This window comes from Mesorhizobium sp. M0698 (genome assembly GCF_040320455.1).
GTDB lineage: Bacteria > Pseudomonadota > Alphaproteobacteria > Rhizobiales > Rhizobiaceae > Mesorhizobium.
Window position 1 is genome coordinate 261,545 of the sequence record NZ_JAMYPQ010000001.1, and the last position, 15,502, is coordinate 277,046.

General features: G+C 63.9%; 13 protein-coding genes. 12 read left to right on the top strand and 1 reads right to left on the bottom strand.

Annotated elements, in window-relative coordinates:
• Positions 1 to 4 precede the first annotated feature (4 nt).
• Positions 5 to 1,120, bottom strand: a complete 1,116-nt coding sequence (locus NKI16_RS01370) for a cystathionine gamma-lyase (protein WP_352622678.1) — start codon at positions 1,118 to 1,120, stop codon at positions 5 to 7.
• Between the two features lie 406 nt (positions 1,121 to 1,526).
• Here NKI16_RS01370 and mraZ point away from each other — a divergent pair, with 406 nt between their 5' ends.
• The 12 genes from mraZ to murB are packed head-to-tail and all read left to right on the top strand — an operon-like array spanning position 1,527 to position 15,232.
• Positions 1,527 to 1,985, top strand: a complete 459-nt coding sequence (gene mraZ, locus NKI16_RS01375; RefSeq protein ID WP_352570487.1) for a division/cell wall cluster transcriptional repressor MraZ — start codon at positions 1,527 to 1,529, stop codon at positions 1,983 to 1,985.
• On the top strand, positions 1,982 to 3,013 hold the full coding sequence (gene rsmH / locus NKI16_RS01380) for a 16S rRNA (cytosine(1402)-N(4))-methyltransferase RsmH (protein ID WP_352622680.1): 1,032 nt from the start codon (positions 1,982 to 1,984) through the stop codon (positions 3,011 to 3,013). The genes mraZ and rsmH overlap by 4 nt, the downstream gene beginning before the upstream one ends.
• A 4-nt stretch (positions 3,014 to 3,017) precedes the next feature.
• Complete coding sequence (ftsL, locus tag NKI16_RS01385) at positions 3,018 to 3,395, top strand: cell division protein FtsL (RefSeq protein WP_023676771.1); 378 nt, start codon at positions 3,018 to 3,020, stop codon at positions 3,393 to 3,395.
• Positions 3,392 to 5,137, top strand: coding sequence for a peptidoglycan D,D-transpeptidase FtsI family protein (locus NKI16_RS01390; protein ID WP_352570485.1), 1,746 nt, complete (start codon positions 3,392 to 3,394; stop codon positions 5,135 to 5,137). The genes ftsL and NKI16_RS01390 overlap by 4 nt, the downstream gene beginning before the upstream one ends.
• A 52-nt stretch (positions 5,138 to 5,189) precedes the next feature.
• Positions 5,190 to 6,644: a UDP-N-acetylmuramoyl-L-alanyl-D-glutamate--2,6-diaminopimelate ligase gene (locus tag NKI16_RS01395; RefSeq protein ID WP_352622682.1), complete on the top strand. Its 1,455-nt coding sequence runs from the start codon at positions 5,190 to 5,192 to the stop codon at positions 6,642 to 6,644.
• On the top strand, positions 6,641 to 8,074 hold the full coding sequence (locus NKI16_RS01400; protein WP_023676768.1) for a UDP-N-acetylmuramoylalanyl-D-glutamyl-2,6-diaminopimelate--D-alanyl-D-alanine ligase: 1,434 nt from the start codon (positions 6,641 to 6,643) through the stop codon (positions 8,072 to 8,074). The genes NKI16_RS01395 and NKI16_RS01400 overlap by 4 nt, the downstream gene beginning before the upstream one ends.
• Positions 8,075 to 8,098: 24 nt before the next feature.
• On the top strand, positions 8,099 to 9,181 hold the full coding sequence (gene mraY, locus NKI16_RS01405; RefSeq protein ID WP_023676767.1) for a phospho-N-acetylmuramoyl-pentapeptide-transferase: 1,083 nt from the start codon (positions 8,099 to 8,101) through the stop codon (positions 9,179 to 9,181).
• 8 nt (positions 9,182 to 9,189) lie between these two features.
• Positions 9,190 to 10,590 (top strand): UDP-N-acetylmuramoyl-L-alanine--D-glutamate ligase, encoded by a 1,401-nt coding sequence (murD, locus tag NKI16_RS01410; RefSeq protein ID WP_352622685.1) that lies wholly within the window; start codon positions 9,190 to 9,192, stop codon positions 10,588 to 10,590.
• A complete protein-coding gene (gene ftsW, locus NKI16_RS01415; RefSeq protein WP_023676765.1) occupies positions 10,590 to 11,741 on the top strand; it encodes a putative lipid II flippase FtsW in 1,152 nt (383 codons plus the stop codon). Before murD ends, ftsW begins: the two co-directional genes overlap by 1 nt.
• 1 nt (position 11,742) lies before the next feature.
• The gene (gene murG / locus NKI16_RS01420; RefSeq protein ID WP_352456167.1) at positions 11,743 to 12,867 is read left to right on the top strand and encodes an undecaprenyldiphospho-muramoylpentapeptide beta-N-acetylglucosaminyltransferase; all 1,125 of its coding nucleotides are present in this window, start codon (positions 11,743 to 11,745) and stop codon (positions 12,865 to 12,867) included.
• Positions 12,864 to 14,270, top strand: coding sequence for a UDP-N-acetylmuramate--L-alanine ligase (gene murC / locus NKI16_RS01425; protein WP_352456166.1), 1,407 nt, complete (start codon positions 12,864 to 12,866; stop codon positions 14,268 to 14,270). The genes murG and murC overlap by 4 nt, the downstream gene beginning before the upstream one ends.
• Positions 14,267 to 15,232 carry a UDP-N-acetylmuramate dehydrogenase gene (gene murB / locus NKI16_RS01430; protein WP_031211769.1) on the top strand — a complete coding sequence of 322 codons (966 nt, stop codon included), beginning with the start codon at positions 14,267 to 14,269 and terminating at the stop codon, positions 15,230 to 15,232. Before murC ends, murB begins: the two co-directional genes overlap by 4 nt.
• The last annotated feature ends 270 nt before the right edge of the window (positions 15,233 to 15,502 follow it).

Consider the following 15,502-nt stretch of genomic DNA (forward strand, 5'->3'; position numbering starts at 1 on the left):
CGATTCAGCCACCGATTGCGTCTAGCGACGCCTCGATCGCCTGCCAAAGCTCTTCCACCGGCTCGCAGCCGATCGACAGGCGAACGAAGCCGGGCGGAACGGCATCTCCCCTTTTTGATCGCCGTTCGGCCGAAGTGTGCACGCCGCCGAACGACGTCGCGGCCTGCATCAAGGCGCAATTGTTGATGAAATCCTCGGCCTTGTCCTCCGAGGCGAGCACGAACGAGATGAGAAAGCCGAAGCGCTCCATCTGGGCGCGGGCAAGATTGTGCGATGGATCGCTCTCCAGTCCCGGAAAGCGCAAGCCGCTGATCGCGCGATGGTTTTTCAGCCGTCGCGCTATCATTTCGGCGGAAGCGCACATGCGGTCGAAGCGCACGTCCAGCGTTTCGAGGCCGCGATGCACCAGCCATGCCTCGAACGGCCCGGGGATGGCGCCCGACGTCTCGCGCCAGTCGGTCACCCTCGAGATAATGTCCGCGTCGCGGCTGGCGACATGGCCGAACAGCACATCGGAATGGCCGTTTGGTGCCTTGGTATCGGCGGCAATGACGATATCTGCGCCGAGATCGAGCGGGCGCTGGCCGAAAGGCGTCATCGTCGTGTTGTCGACCACAAGCACCGCACCCGCTCTATGCACGGCCTCGGCGACGGCTGCGATGTCGCATATGTCCAGTCCTGGGTTGGCGGGCGTTTCGACGAAGGCAAGCCGGTATCCGTCGAAGCCGCCGTCGAGGAAGTTCGACGTCGGCCGGACATCGTAAGCGACGCCGAAGGACTTCAGGAAGCGCTCTGCCAGCGCTCTCGTCGTGTGATAGCCGTCGGACGGCAGCAGGATACGGTCGCCGGCTTTGAGCAGGCCGAAAAATACCGCCGAGATGGCAGCCATCCCCGAGGGAAAGGCGACGCATGGGGCGTCTTCCAGATGCGCCAGCATGTGCTCGACCGCATCCCAGGTCGGATTGCTGAAGCGGCCATATTGATCGAAGCCGGTGGCGTCGCCGGGCGCATGAAAGATGGCGGCCATCGTCAGGGGCAAGGGGATCGGGTCGCCCTTGGCCAGCCCGCCGCGGCGCAGATGGGGAAGTGCCGCGGCGCGTGACTTGGCTGTTTCGGACATGATTTCAAACCTCGTTACTGACCGGAAAAGGAGATGCCGAGGCTATGCGCGGCAGCGATCCGCAGCAAGTCGGCTCCGGTTGGGCCACACGGCTCTAAACGCTTCGTTAGGCTTAATAGACGATAAAGACCGGAGTGCCGTCAAAGCTGCTCTCCCCAGTCGTGGCAGGCGCGTTTTGAAGACTGTTCCCGTTGACGCCCATAACACCCCATGATATCCCATTCCGATACTCAAGCCTTCGTTCCGTGTCAGGGTGAAGCGTACGCCAATCGGGCAGCCGCGGCGGCTGCGCGTTTGCCTGCGTTCGCCCGTCACAACGAAGCGGGTTTTGGACGCCGACCGGGCTGGGGCGGCGCGGATAGGAAGATGCAGAGGGGTGCGGCGGCGCAAGCGGCCGTAACGCGTAATGGACCGGTTTCTGTCGAACGCGGTGAACAGGATCGATGCGAAGGGACGGGTGTCCGTGCCGGCGCATTTCCGTGCCGTTGTGCAGAAACGCGGCTATTCGGAACTTTATGCGCTACGCTGCCTGGATCGCCCGGCGATGGATGTCGGTGGGCTCGACCTGCTCGATCGCTACGAGCAGCGCATCGCCCAGGAAGACCCGTTCCTGCAGACGGCGGACGACATGTCGTTCTTCTGCCATGGCGATGGAACGTTTCTGAAGCTCGACCAGGACGGCCGTATCACGATGAGCGATTTCATTCGCGAGCATACCGGCATTTCAGCGGAAGTGGCCTTCGTTGGCCGCGGCAATTTCTTTCAGATCTGGGAGCCGGGACGGCTCAGCGCCTATGGGACGGAAGCACGTGCCCGGCTTTTGCAGCTTCGGCAGGGGACGAAGCCCGGGGAGCGGCTGGAATGATGGCGGGCGACGGCGATGAAGTTCATGCCGCTGGCGGACCAGCCCGTCACATTCCGGTCCTCCTTGCCGAAGTTCTGGAGGCGCTGGCGCCGACAAAAGGCGAGGTGATCGTCGACGGCACGTTCGGTGCCGGCGGCTACACCAAGGCCATTCTGGCAAGCGGAGCCTCGGTCGTCGCCATCGACCGCGATCCGGATGCGATCGCGGCGGGGCGGGCCCTTGAACAGCAGTCCGGCGGCAAGCTCAGGCTTGTCCAGGCACCGTTCTCGACGCTCGACGAGCAGGTTGAAAGTGCCGATGGCGTCGTGCTCGACATCGGCATCTCCTCCATGCAGATCGACCAGCCGGAGCGCGGCTTTTCATTCCGGGCCGATGGACCGCTCGACATGCGCATGGCGCAGGCGGGCCTGAGCGCCGCCGCCGTCGTCAACACCTTCAAGGTGGGCGATCTTGCCCGCATCTTCGGTTTTCTCGGCGAGGAACGCCATGCCGGGCGCATCGCCCGCATGATCGAGAGCCGTCGCGAAAAACGCCCCTTCGAGCGCACGCTCGACCTTGCCGATGCCATCGAGACGCATATCGGTCGCGCGCCGAAAGATAAGATCCATCCGGCCACCCGCGTTTTCCAGGCGCTGCGCATCTTCGTCAATGACGAACTCGGCGAACTGGCCAAGGCACTGTTTGCCGCAGAGCGCGTGCTGAAACCGGGCGGGCGGCTTGCCGTGGTGACCTTCCATTCCCTCGAGGACCGCATCGTCAAGCGCTTCATCGCCGACAGAGCCGATTCAGCGACCGGATCGCGGCACCTGCCCGAGGCGCGGGCGCGCACCGCCACCTTCACCAAGAAGGGCGGCGGCGTGACACCTAGCGATGCCGAGATAACGGCAAATCCGCGGGCGCGCTCGGCAAGGCTGCGCGCTGCGATCCGTACAGAGGCGCCGGCGCGCGCCGGCGATTTTTCGATTTTCGGCCTGCCAAAACTGCCTGGCCCAAAGCTTCCCGGCGCCGATCGACCGGGAGAGAGGTGAGCACGTGTTTCGTACCAGCGACATAGTCCTGATCGCCGTCATGGTTTCTGCGGCTGCCCTGACCTACAAGACCAAGCGCGAGGCCGAGGAGCAACTGGCGGCAGTGCACAAGATCCAGGCGCAGATCCGTTATGAGGAGGACACGATCGACCTGCTCAAGGCGGACTGGAGCCTGCTTACCCAGCCGTCGCGCCTGCAGAAGCTCACCGAAATCTACAAATCGCAACTCGGACTCGAGCCGGTCAATGCGCGGCAGATCGTCGGGCTGGACGATCTGCCGGCGAAACCCGTCAATATCGAGGACCTTTCATCGCAGCGGCTGGGCGGCATGGCCGATATCGGCGGCAAGGATCCCGTGGTGACCGGAGGCATCGTCCAATGATCACCGGATTTCCAATCGCCGCCAGATTTCCAAAGGTTGGCAGGCTGCTGAAGCGCGGTTCGAAGCCCAGCGCGGGCGGATCGATCGTGGTCGAAGGTGCCCGTAAGGCGACCGGTGGCAAGGGCAGGACCCGCATCATCATGACGATGGCGGTGTTCTTCGGCATCTATTCGACCATTGCCGGGCGGCTGGTCTATCTGGGTTTCCAGAATCCCGACCTGTCGGGCGGGCCGCAGAGCCGGGTGACGGCATCGCGACCCGACATCGTCGACCGTAACGGCGAAGTGCTGGCGACCGACATCAAGACCGCGTCGCTGTTTGCTGAGCCGCGCCGCATCGTCGATGCCGACGAGGCGATCGAAAAGCTGTCGACGGTGCTTCCCGAGATCGACTACGAGCAGACATATAACAAGCTGAAGAGCGGCGCCGGGTTCGTCTGGCTGCAGCGGCAACTGACGCCGAAGCAGCAGGCCGACATCATGCAACTCGGCATCCCCGGATTCGGCTTTCGCACCGAAAAGCGCCGGTTCTATCCGGCCGGCGAAACCTCGTCCTACATTGTCGGCCTCACCAACATCGACAATCAGGGCATCTCCGGCATGGAGAAATACATCGACGAACAGGGCTTGAGCGACCTTCAGGCGTCGGGCCTGGCGGTGGCCAAGGATTTGAAGCCGGTGCAGCTCTCGATCGACCTGCGCGTCCAGCATATCGTGCGCGACGAGGTCGCCACCGGCATGGAAAAGTACCACGCGATCGCGGCGGGCGCCGTTGTGCTCAACGTCAAGACCGGCGAGGTGCTGGCGATGGCGTCGGTTCCGGATTTCGATCCGAACAACCCCTATAACGCGCAGGACAAGGACAGGCTCAACCGTATGTCGGCCGGCCTCTATGAAATGGGGTCGACCTTCAAGAGCTTCACCACCGCTATGGCGCTCGATTCCGGCAAGATAACGCTGCAAAGCCGTTTCGACGCGTCGCGCCCGATCAGGATCGGCCATCAAACCATCCATGATTTCCATGGCAAGGGCCGGGTACTGTCGGTGCCGGAAGTGTTCATCTACTCCTCCAATATCGGCTCTGCCAAGGAAGCCGAAGCGGTTGGCATCGACGGACACCGCGAATTCCTGCATCGCCTGGGAATCCTCGAGAAGATGCAGACCGAACTGCCGGAAGTCGCTCGGCCGACCGAGCCCAAGGTCTGGAAGCAGGTCAATTCGATCACCATCGCCTTCGGCCACGGTGTGTCGACGACGCCGCTGCAGACAGCGGTCGGCTGCGCCGCGCTGATGAATGGCGGCTATCTGATGGACCCGACCTTCCTGCCGCGCACGCAGGAGCAGGCGATGGCGGTGGCCAAGAAAGTGGTCAGCGACAAGACGGTCGAGGGCATGCGCTATCTCTATGCACTCAATGCCGAAAAGGGATCCGGCCGCAATGCACGGGTGCCAGGATACCGGGTGGGCGGCAAGACGGGAACGGCGGAGAAGGTTGTCAACGGCCGTTACTCGAAGGAAAAGAATTTCAACGCCTTCGTTGCGGCTTTCCCGATGGACGATCCGCAATACATAGTGCTTACGATCGCCGACGAACCGAAGCCGGAAAAGCCCGGCATGGGTGCTACGGCCGCCTCGAACGCGGGCATCATGGCTGCAAACATCATCCGACGTGCGGCTTCCATGCTTGGCGTGAAGCCAGATTTCAGCCATGAAAATGGTGCAACGCTGGTTTCCTATCAGTGATTCTTGGCGCGCCGGCAACTGCGCGCTATTTTGTTGCGATGAACGAGGTTCGATGAAGCTGAAAAATCTAGCCGGTATCCTGCCTGTCGAGGGGACAGCTTCCTTCGACATGGAGGTTACAGGGATTTCGTCGGATTCCCGCCAGGTAACACGGGGCGTCGTCTTTTTCGCGCTCACCGGCTCCAAGGCGGATGGCGCAGCCTACGCAGCCGATGCCGCGAGCCGCGGCGCTGCAGCGATCGTGGTCGGCAAGGGCAGTGCCGTCGCCGGGCTGCCAGTCCCGGTTCTTGTCGTAGACGATCCGCGCCTTGCGCTGGCGCTGAGTGCTGCACGTTTTTTCGGCATGCAACCGCAAACCATGGTCGCGGTGACCGGAACCAGCGGCAAGACCTCGGTCGCCGCATTCACCCGGCAGATATGGGAGCAGGCGGGTTTTGCCGCCGCCTCGATCGGCACGACCGGCGTGGTGGCGCCGGGCCGCAACGAATATGGCTCGCTGACCACGCCGGATCCGGTGGCACTGCACAGGCTGCTCAAGGAGCTGGCGGAGGCCGGCGTCACCCACGCCTCGATGGAAGCGTCCAGCCATGGCCTCGACCAGCGCCGGCTCGACGGCGTCAAGCTTGCGGCCGGCGGCTTCACCAATCTCGGCCGCGACCATATGGACTATCATCCGACGGTCGAGGACTATCATCGCGCCAAATTGCGTCTGTTCGACGCGCTGCTGCCGAAGGGCGCGCCGGCGGTCATCTTTGCCGACGACCCGTGGTCGGAGCCGACGATCAAGGCGGCGCGGGCAGGGGGACTGAATGTGCTGACGGTCGGCCGCCACGGCGATTTCCTGCGGCTGAAGCGGGTCGAGCACGAGCGCCACCGCCAGCGCGCCGAGGTCGAAGCGGACGGCGTTCTCCATGAAGTCGACTTGCCGCTGGCCGGCGACTTCCAGATTGCAAATGCGCTGGTGTCGGCCGGCCTCGCCATTTCGACTGGAACATCTGTTGCCAAGGCGTTAATGGCGCTGGAGAAATTGAAGGGCGCGCCGGGACGGCTCGACCTTGTCGGGACGGCCGCCAACGGCGCGCCCGTCTATGTCGACTACGCTCATAAGCCGGATGCGCTGGAAAACGTGCTGGCTTCGGTGCGCCCCTTTACCACCGGCCGCGTCATCGTCGTATTCGGTTGCGGCGGCGACCGCGATCGGGGCAAGCGGCCGATCATGGGCGAGATCGCCACAAGGCTGGCCGACGTCGTCATCGTCACCGACGACAATCCCCGCTCGGAAGTACCCGAGACGATCCGCGCCGCGATCCTGGAGGCCGCACCTGGCGCCATCGAGATCGGCGACCGGCGCAAGGCCATCCACGAGGCGGTCGGGATGCTTCACGCTGGCGACACGCTGATCGTGGCCGGCAAGGGCCATGAGAAAGGCCAGACCATCGGCACCGAGACGCTGCATTTTTCCGATCATGAAGAAGTTCGCTCGGCGCTGCGGGAGCAAGCAGCGTGAGTTATCTGTGGACCTCCGAGGCGCTGGTTGCCGCCATGGATGGCCGGCCGCTCGGTCCGATGCCTGAAGGCATCGCCGGCATTTCCATCGACAGCCGCAGCCTGCAGCCGGGAGACGCTTTCTTCGCCATCAAGGGCGAGGCTATGGACGGCCATGATTTCGTCACCGCCGCCATCAAGGCGGGTGCCGGCGTGCTGATCGTCGCCGAGGGCAAGCTGCCGTCGCTGGGGCGGCTGACGGCACCGATGATCGTCGTGGAGGACGTGCTTGTCGCTCTGGAAAAGCTCGGCGTTGCCGCGCGCGCACGCTCAAAGGCCAGGGTGATTGCCGTGACCGGGTCGGCGGGCAAGACCACCACCAAGGAAGCACTGCGCCACGCTCTCTCCGCGGTCGGTACGGTGCATGCATCGGCCCAGTCGTTCAACAATCACTGGGGGGTGCCGCTGACGCTGGCGCGCATGCCGCAGGGTTTCGACTATGCCGTCTTCGAGATCGGCATGAACCATCCGGACGAGATCCGGCCGCTGGTCAAGATGGTCCGGCCGCATGTCGCCATCGTAACGTTGATCGCGGCGGCTCACCTCGGCTTCTTTCGCAACCTGGACGAGATCGCCAAGGCCAAGGCAGAGGTTTTCGAGGGACTGGAGCCCGGTGGCGCCGCCCTTCTCAACCGCGACGATGCGCGCTGGAAGCTGCTGGAGAAGATGGCCAAAGAGGCCGGCGTCGAGCATGTCTACGGGTTCGGCGAGAATGCCCGGGCGACCTTCAAACTGATCAAATGCGAGCTCAATGCCGATCACTCGGTCATCACCGCCAAGATTGGCGGGCACGAGATTGTCGCCAGGATCGGCGCGCCGGGCCGCCATATGGTGCAGAACGTGCTCGCGGTGCTTGGTGCCGCGCATCTGGTCGGCGCCGACGTCACCAGAGTTGCGCAGGCGCTGGCCGATCTTTCGCCCGAACGCGGACGCGGCAAGCGCTATGTGTTGCGTCACCCCAACGGGCCGATCACGCTGATCGACGAGAGCTACAACGCCAATCCGGCGTCGATGAGCGCTGCAATGGCACTGCTCAACACGACGCCGGTGTCGGGCGAAGGCAGGCGCATTGCCGTGCTCGGCGATATGCTCGAGCTCGGCAGCCATTCGGCGAAATTGCATGCCGCGCTTGCCGGTCTGATCGTCGGCACCGACACGCGCACGGTCTTTCTCGGCGGCCCGGAGATGCGGGCGCTGGCCGACGTTTTGCCCGGCGAGATCAGGACGGAGTACCGCGCCGGTGCGGAAGATCTGAAACCGGTTCTTCTATCGGAATTGAAGCCCGGCGACGTGGTTATGATCAAATCGTCGAAGGGCATAGGCTTTTCAAAGCTGGTCGAGGCGTTGCTCGGCAAGTTTCCGGCGGAAGCCACAACCAGCAGACAGACCTAGGATCGGTCCGGGGGACGCAAGCGCATGCTAACACTGCTCGTCGAATTTGCGGACAAGATCTCGGTCTTCAACGTCTTCCGCTACATAACCTTCCGCACCGGCGGAGCGCTGATCACAGCGGCGCTGATCGTGTTCATCTTCGGACCGACCATCATCAATTCGCTGCGGCTGCGGCAAGGCAAGGGCCAGCCGATCCGTGCCGACGGGCCGCAGACGCATTTCAAGAAGGCGGGAACGCCGACAATGGGCGGACTGATGATCCTGTCCGGCATCGTCGGTTCGTCCCTGCTGTGGGCGAACCTGTCGAGCATCTACGTCTGGGTGGTCCTGCTGGTGACGCTGGGATTCGGCTCGATCGGCTTTTACGACGATTATCTCAAAGTAACCAAGCAATCGCATCTCGGCTTTTCCGGCAAGGCGCGGCTGGGGCTCGAATTCGTCATCGCCGGCATCGCCGCCTGGGTGATCATGCATAACGGCCAGGCGCCGTTCTCGTCATCGTTGACATTCCCTTTCGCCAAGGAGTTTCTCGTCAATCTCGGCTGGTTCTTCATCCCGTTCTCGTGCTTCGTCATCGTCGGCGCCGGCAATGCGGTGAACCTGACCGACGGTCTCGACGGGCTGGCGATCGTGCCGATCATGATCGCAGCCGCATCCTTCGGCGTCATCGCCTATCTCTCCGGCAACGCGGTGTTCGCCGAATATCTGCAGATCCATTTCGTGCCCGGCACCGGTGAACTTGCGGTGGTCCTTGGAGCGGTGATCGGCGCCGGTCTCGGTTTCCTCTGGTTCAATGCGCCGCCGGCTGCGATCTTCATGGGCGACACCGGCTCGCTGGCGCTGGGTGGGCTGATCGGCACGGTCGCGGTGGCGACCAAGCACGAGATCGTGCTGGTCATCGTCGGCGGCCTGTTCGTCGTCGAGATATTCTCGGTCATCATCCAGGTCGGCTACTTCAAGATGACCGGCAAGCGCGTCTTCCTGATGGCGCCGATCCACCATCATTTCGAAAAGCTCGGCTGGACCGAAAGCCAGGTGGTGATCCGCTTCTGGATCATCGCCGTCATCCTGGCGCTGGTCGGCCTGTCGACCCTGAAGCTCAGATAGGAGGCCGCTTGATCCCCGCCGCATCCTTTTCAGGCAAGCGCGTTTCGCTCTTCGGGCTCGGTGGCTCGGGGATTGCCACGGCGCGCGCGCTGATCGAGGGCGGCGCGAATGTGCTGGCCTGGGACGACAATCCCGATAGCGTCGCCAAGGCCGGCGCGGTCGGCATCACGACAGCGGACCTGCGCGGTGCGGACTGGGCGAGGTTTTCCGCCTTCGTGCTGTCGCCCGGCGTGCCGCTGACGCATCCCAAGCCGCACTGGACCGTCGAGCTGGCGCGGGGCTCAGGCGTGGAGATCATCGGCGACATCGAGCTTTTCTGCCGCGAGCGGATGCTGCTGGCACCGGCAGCACCTTTCATTGCCATTACCGGCACCAACGGCAAGTCGACGACCACGGCACTGACGGCGCACATCCTAAAATCGGCTGGGCGCGACACGCAGATGGGCGGCAATATCGGCCGCGCGGTGATGACGCTCGATCCGCCGCAGCCTGAACGGCACTATGTGGTTGAGTGCTCTTCCTACCAGATCGATCTTGCCCCTTCGATCAATCCGACGGCCGGTGTGCTGCTCAACCTGACGCCGGACCATCTCGACCGCCATGGCACGATGCAACACTACGCCTCGATCAAGGAGCGGCTGGTGGCCGGCAGCGAGACGGCAATCATCGGTGTCGACGATTCCTGGTGCGCCCAGATCGCCGATCGGCTGGAGCGGGCCGGCCGGCAGGTCATCCGCATCTCCAAGCGCCTGCCGCTGACCGACGGTTATTTCGCTGACGGCACCAACTTAATGGAAGCCGTGCACGGCCGCTACAGCCGTGTCGCCTTCCTCGAAGGCATCGGCTCGTTGCGCGGCCAGCACAATGCGCAGAACGCGCTGGCCGCCGCCGCCGCCTGCCTCAAGGTCGGGCTCGAGCTCGGCGAGATCCAATCCGGACTGGAGAGTTTCCCTGGGCTGGCGCACCGCATGGAGCAGGTCGGCCGCAAAGGGCATGTGCTGTTCGTCAACGATTCCAAGGCGACCAATGCCGATGCCGCTGCACCGGCGCTGTCGAGCTTTGCGCGTATCTACTGGATTGCCGGCGGCCTGCCGAAAGAGGGCGGCATCGAGCCGTTACGCGGCTTCTTCCCGCGCATCGCCAAGGCCTATCTGATCGGCGAAGCCGCACCGGCCTTTTCGGCGACGCTGGGCGAAGCGGTGCGCTACGAGATATCAGGCACGTTGGCGGCGGCAGTCGAACACGCCGCCCGCGATGCGGCCAGGGATAGTAGCGGCGAGGCAGTGGTGCTGCTGTCGCCGGCCTGCGCCAGTTTCGACCAGTTCAAGAATTTCGAAGTCCGCGGCGAGGCGTTCAGGCAAGCCGCAACCGCCATTGATGGCGTGAAGCCCATCGGAGGGACACGATAATGCAAAGCCGTCTCGACAAAAGCCCTGTGGCGACCTGGTGGTGGACGATCGATCGCTGGTTCCTGGCGGCGTTCCTGTCGCTGATGGGGCTCGGCATCGTTTTGTCCTTCGCCGCAAGCCCGGCGGTGGCCGAGCGCATCGGGCTCGACAGTTTCCACTTCGCGACACGCCAGATTATCTTCACCATTCCGGCGCTTGGGGTAATGCTGGCCGTCTCGTTCCTTGAATCCAGGCAGATCCGGCGCATGGCGCTGGTCATGTTGTGCATCATGCTGTTTCTGATGGTGGCGGTGCTCTATATCGGCGTCGAGGTGAAGGGCGCGCGGCGCTGGGTGTCGCTAGCCGGCCTGTCGATCCAGCCGTCCGAGTTCCTGAAACCGGCCTTCGTCATCATCTGCGCCTGGCTGTTCGCCGAGCACAAGCGCCAGCCCGACATTCCGGGCAATTTGTTCGCCATGTTGCTGCTTGCACTGGTCATCTCGCTGCTGGTGGCGCAGCCTGACCTTGGGCAGACCATGCTGGTGCTCGGCACCTGGGGGGTGATGTTCTTCATGGCCGGATTGCCGTGGCTGTGGATCGTCGCGCTGGGTGCTGCAGGCGTCGGCGGCGTGTTCGCCGCCTATGCAGTGTTCCCGCACGTTGCCGGCCGTATCGACCGCTTCATGACCGGCGAGGGCGACACGTTCCAGGTCGACATGGGCCGCGAGGCGCTGATCAATGGCGGCTGGTTCGGCGTCGGGCCGGGCGAGGGCACCGTCAAACGGGTCATCCCCGACAGCCATGCCGACTTCGTCTTCTCGGTCGCAGGCGAGGAATTCGGGCTGATCATGTGCTTCTTCATCATGTCCATCTTCGGGTTCATCGTGCTGCGCGGCCTCAACACGGCACTCAAGGAGCAGGACGATTTCACACGCTATGCGGTTGGCGGCCTGGTCACGGTCTTCGGCCTGCAGTCGGTCATCAACATGGCCGTCAATCTGCAGCTGATGCCCGCCAAGGGCATGACGCTGCCGTTCATTTCCTACGGCGGTTCCTCGCAGATCGCGATCGCCATCTCGATGGGCATGGTGCTGGCGCTGACGCGCAAGCGCCCGGAAAAGCGCAAGCAGCTGGGCTTCATGCCGTCGCCGCGTGCGATGCCGGCGGAGTGAGATGGCCAAGGGGGTCATCCTTCTGGCGGCGGGCGGAACGGGCGGACATCTGTTCCCGGCCGAGGCGCTGGCACATGAGCTCAAGACGCGCGGCTGGGCGGTACATCTGGCCACCGACGACCGCGCCGAGCGCTATGCCGGCAGGTTCCCCGGCGACGGCGTCCACGCTATCGCCTCCGCTACCTTCGGGTCGAGAAATCCGCTGACTGTCGCGCGGACCTTCTGGACCCTGTGGCGTGGATTCCGCCAGTCGTCCGCCCTGATCGCCCGGCTGAGGCCGAATGCGGTGGTGGGCTTCGGCGGCTATCCGACGCTGCCGCCGCTGTTCGCGGCGACGCGACGCGGTGCGCCAACGCTGATCCATGAGCAGAACGCGGTAATGGGCCGCGCCAACAAGGCGCTCGCGCCGCGGGTGACGGCGATTGCGGGGGGCTTCCTCAAGGCCTCCGGTCCCTTCTCGGCCAAGATCGTGGAGACTGGCAATCCGGTCCGGCAGGCGGTGCTCGACGTGGCCGGCAGGCCCTATGCCGTGCCCGAGCCCGGCGGACCGCTGCGGCTGCTCGTCTTCGGCGGCAGCCAGGGCGCGCGCTATTTTTCCGACACTGTGCCTGAGGCGGTGGCGGCGATGCCCAGCGCAATGCGCTCGCGGCTGAGCATCGTGCAGCAGGCACGCGGCGAGGACGAGGCGCGGGTGAGAGAGCACTACCGCGCTCTCGGCATCGAGGCCGAGGTCGCGTCGTTCTTCTCCGATCTGCCGGCGCGCATGGCCGCCGCGCATCTCGTCGTCTCACGCTCGGGCGCGTCGACGGTGCTCGAGCTTTCGGTGATCGGCCGGCCGGCCATCCTCGTGCCTCTTCCGCATGCCCTCGACGACGATCAAGGCCACAATGCACAGATCCTCGTCAATGCGGGGGGCGCGGTGATGCGGCGCCAGCCCGGCCTCGACGCGGCGGCGCTCGCAGGCGAGATCGTGGAGTTGCTGGGCGACGGCGACAGGCTCGCCGCCATGGCCTCGGCGGCCCGCTCGGTGCGAAGACCCGACGCGGCGCGGTTGCTCGCCGATCTGACAGAGGCTATTGCGTCCAGGAAATCCGTTTCGGAATTCAGGAAGGAGACGCACGCATGAAGATGCCACAGACGATCGGCCTCGTGCATTTCATCGGCATTGGCGGCATCGGCATGAGCGGCATCGCCGAGGTGCTGCACAATCTCGGCTACAAGGTGCAGGGATCCGATCAGGCTGACAGCGCCAATGTGCAGCGGCTGCGCGACAAGGGCATCGAATGCTTCGTCGGCCATCAGGCCGAAAACCTCGGCGAGGCCGAAGTGGTCGTCGTCTCCACCGCAATCAAGAAATCCAACCCGGAGCTGAAGGCGGCGAGAGAGAAGTTGCTGCCGATCGTGCGGCGCGCCGAAATGCTGGCCGAGCTGATGCGCTTCCGGCAGGCGGTCGCGATCGGCGGCACGCATGGCAAGACGACGACGACTTCGATGGTGGCGACGCTACTCGAAGCCGGCGGGCTCGACCCGACGGTAATCAATGGCGGCATCATCAATGCCTATGGCACCAATGCCCGCATGGGAGACGGCGAATGGATGGTGGTCGAGGCCGACGAGAGCGACGGCACCTTCCTCAAGCTGCCGGCCGAGATTGCCGTCGTCACCAATATCGACCCCGAGCACCTCGACCATTACGGCTCCTTCGACAAAGTGCGCGAAGCGTTTCGTCAGTTCGTCGAGAATGTGCCGTTCTACGGCTTTGGTGTGATGTGCACCGACCATCCCGAGGTGCAGGCGCTGGTCGCCCGCATCGAGGACCGGCGCGTCATCACCTATGGCGAAAATGCGCAGGCCGACGTGCGCTTCACCAATCACCGCATGGACGGCCCGACCTCGGAATTCGACGTGGTGATCCGCGACCGCAAGACGCACGGCCAGATAACGATATCAGGCCTGCGGCTGCCCATGCCCGGGCGCCACAATGTCTCCAACGCGACGGCGGCGATTGCCGTCGCGCATGAGCTCGGCCTTTCGGCTGAGGCAATCAAGAAGGGCCTGTCGTCTTTCGCGGGCGTCAAGCGGCGCTTCACCCATACCGGTTCGTGGAACGGTGTCGATGTGTTCGACGATTACGGTCATCATCCGGTCGAGATCACGGCGGTACTGAAAGCTGCGCGCAGCGCTACCAAGGGTCGCATCATCGCCGTTACACAACCGCATCGCTTCACCCGGCTGCGCGATCTGTTCGACGAGTTTTCCGTCTGCTTCAACGACGCCGATACGGTAATGGTGGCGCCCGTCTATGCGGCCGGCGAGGAACCGATCGACGGCGTCACGTCCGACGCACTGGTGTCGCGCATCCGCTCCGGCGGCCATCGCGACGCACGCTACATCGAAGGTCCGGCGGCGATTGCGCCGATCGTGCGCGAGGTGGCGAAGCCGGGCGATTTCGTCGTCTTCCTCGGCGCCGGCAACATCACCCAATGGGCCTATGCGCTGCCCAAGGAACTCGGCGGGACCATCTCATGATGCGCGGCCAGGCGTTGATCGAGAAGCTTGGCGACCGGCTTGCCGGACTGCGCGGCCGCATCACGCCCAATGCCGAGATGGACAAGATCACCTGGTTTCGAGCCGGCGGGCTCGCGGACGCATTGTTCCAGCCGGCCGACGAGGACGATCTTGCCACGTTCCTGAAGGCGGTGCCGGAGGAAATTCCGCTGACCATCGTCGGCGTCGGCTCGAACCTGCTTGTCCGTGACGGCGGCATTGCGGGCTTTGTCATCCGGCTTTCGGCCAAAGGCTTTGGCGAGACCGAAGTAATTGCGCCGACCACGATCAAGGCGGGCGCCGCGACACCCGACAAGCGCCTTGCGGCCGTTGCCTACGAGGCAGGCATCGGTGGCTTTCATTTCTACCACGGCATTCCCGGCGCCATTGGCGGAGCGCTGAGGATGAACGCCGGCGCCAATGGCGTCGAGACGCGCGAGCGCGTGGTCGAGGTGCGGGCACTCGACCGCAAGGGCAATGTTCATACGCTGAGCAATGCCGATATGGGCTATGCCTATCGCCATTCAGCGGCGCCGTCCGGGCTGATCTTCACGTCGGCGCTGCTCGAAGGCATTCCTGAGGACAAGGCGGCGATCAAGGCCGCGATGGATGCTGTCCAGAACCATCGCGAGACCGTGCAGCCGATCCGCGAAAAGACCGGTGGCTCTACCTTCAAGAATCCTGAGGGCACCTCGGCCTGGAAGGAGATCGACAAGGCCGGCTGCCGCGGCCTGATGGTTGGTGGGGCGCAGATGTCGCCGATGCATTGCAACTTCATGATCAACACCGGAACCGCCACGGGCTACGAGCTTGAATATCTCGGTGAGACGGTGCGTGCGCGCGTGCTCGAAAGATCAGGTATCCGGCTGCAGTGGGAGATCAAGCGCATCGGTAATTTTCGGCCGGGCCATGCCGTCCAGGAATTTCTCGGGCAGTTACTTTAGGCAAGCTGACCGCCGTTGCCTTTCGGAGTCATGAATTCACATTTTGCTGCCGTTTTTGCGGAAAGTGAATCCATCGGAATCGTAAGCACTTGCCAGCGAATCAACTCTCTGATTCTCTGCCCTGAAGCGTTTCCTGATTTGAGTCGTTTCGACGCGTTACTCGCGTTTCCGTCTGGGGGGGCAACCTGCCGGGAGACTCGGACTCAATGTTGCGGAAACACGGGAGCGAAGTTGCTCGGGCGCATTTGAGTGCGCGCGATGCTTTTCGGG

Bases quoted from the DNA above. Each gene is read 5' to 3' on its own strand.
- NKI16_RS01395 (WP_352622682.1), top strand. From the start codon at position 5,190: ATGAAGCTGAAAAATCTAGCCGGTATCCTGCCTGTCGAGGGGACAGCT.
- rsmH (WP_352622680.1), top strand. From the start codon at position 1,982: ATGATGGCGGGCGACGGCGATGAAGTTCATGCCGCTGGCGGACCAGCC.
- NKI16_RS01370 (WP_352622678.1), bottom strand. From the start codon at position 1,120: ATGTCCGAAACAGCCAAGTCACGCGCCGCGGCACTTCCCCATCTGCGC.
- murB (WP_031211769.1), top strand. From the start codon at position 14,267: ATGATGCGCGGCCAGGCGTTGATCGAGAAGCTTGGCGACCGGCTTGCC.
- NKI16_RS01390 (WP_352570485.1), top strand. From the start codon at position 3,392: ATGATCACCGGATTTCCAATCGCCGCCAGATTTCCAAAGGTTGGCAGG.
- mraY (WP_023676767.1), top strand. From the start codon at position 8,099: ATGCTAACACTGCTCGTCGAATTTGCGGACAAGATCTCGGTCTTCAAC.
- murG (WP_352456167.1), top strand. From the start codon at position 11,743: ATGGCCAAGGGGGTCATCCTTCTGGCGGCGGGCGGAACGGGCGGACAT.
- mraZ (WP_352570487.1), top strand. From the start codon at position 1,527: ATGGACCGGTTTCTGTCGAACGCGGTGAACAGGATCGATGCGAAGGGA.
- ftsW (WP_023676765.1), top strand. From the start codon at position 10,590: ATGCAAAGCCGTCTCGACAAAAGCCCTGTGGCGACCTGGTGGTGGACG.
- murC (WP_352456166.1), top strand. From the start codon at position 12,864: ATGAAGATGCCACAGACGATCGGCCTCGTGCATTTCATCGGCATTGGC.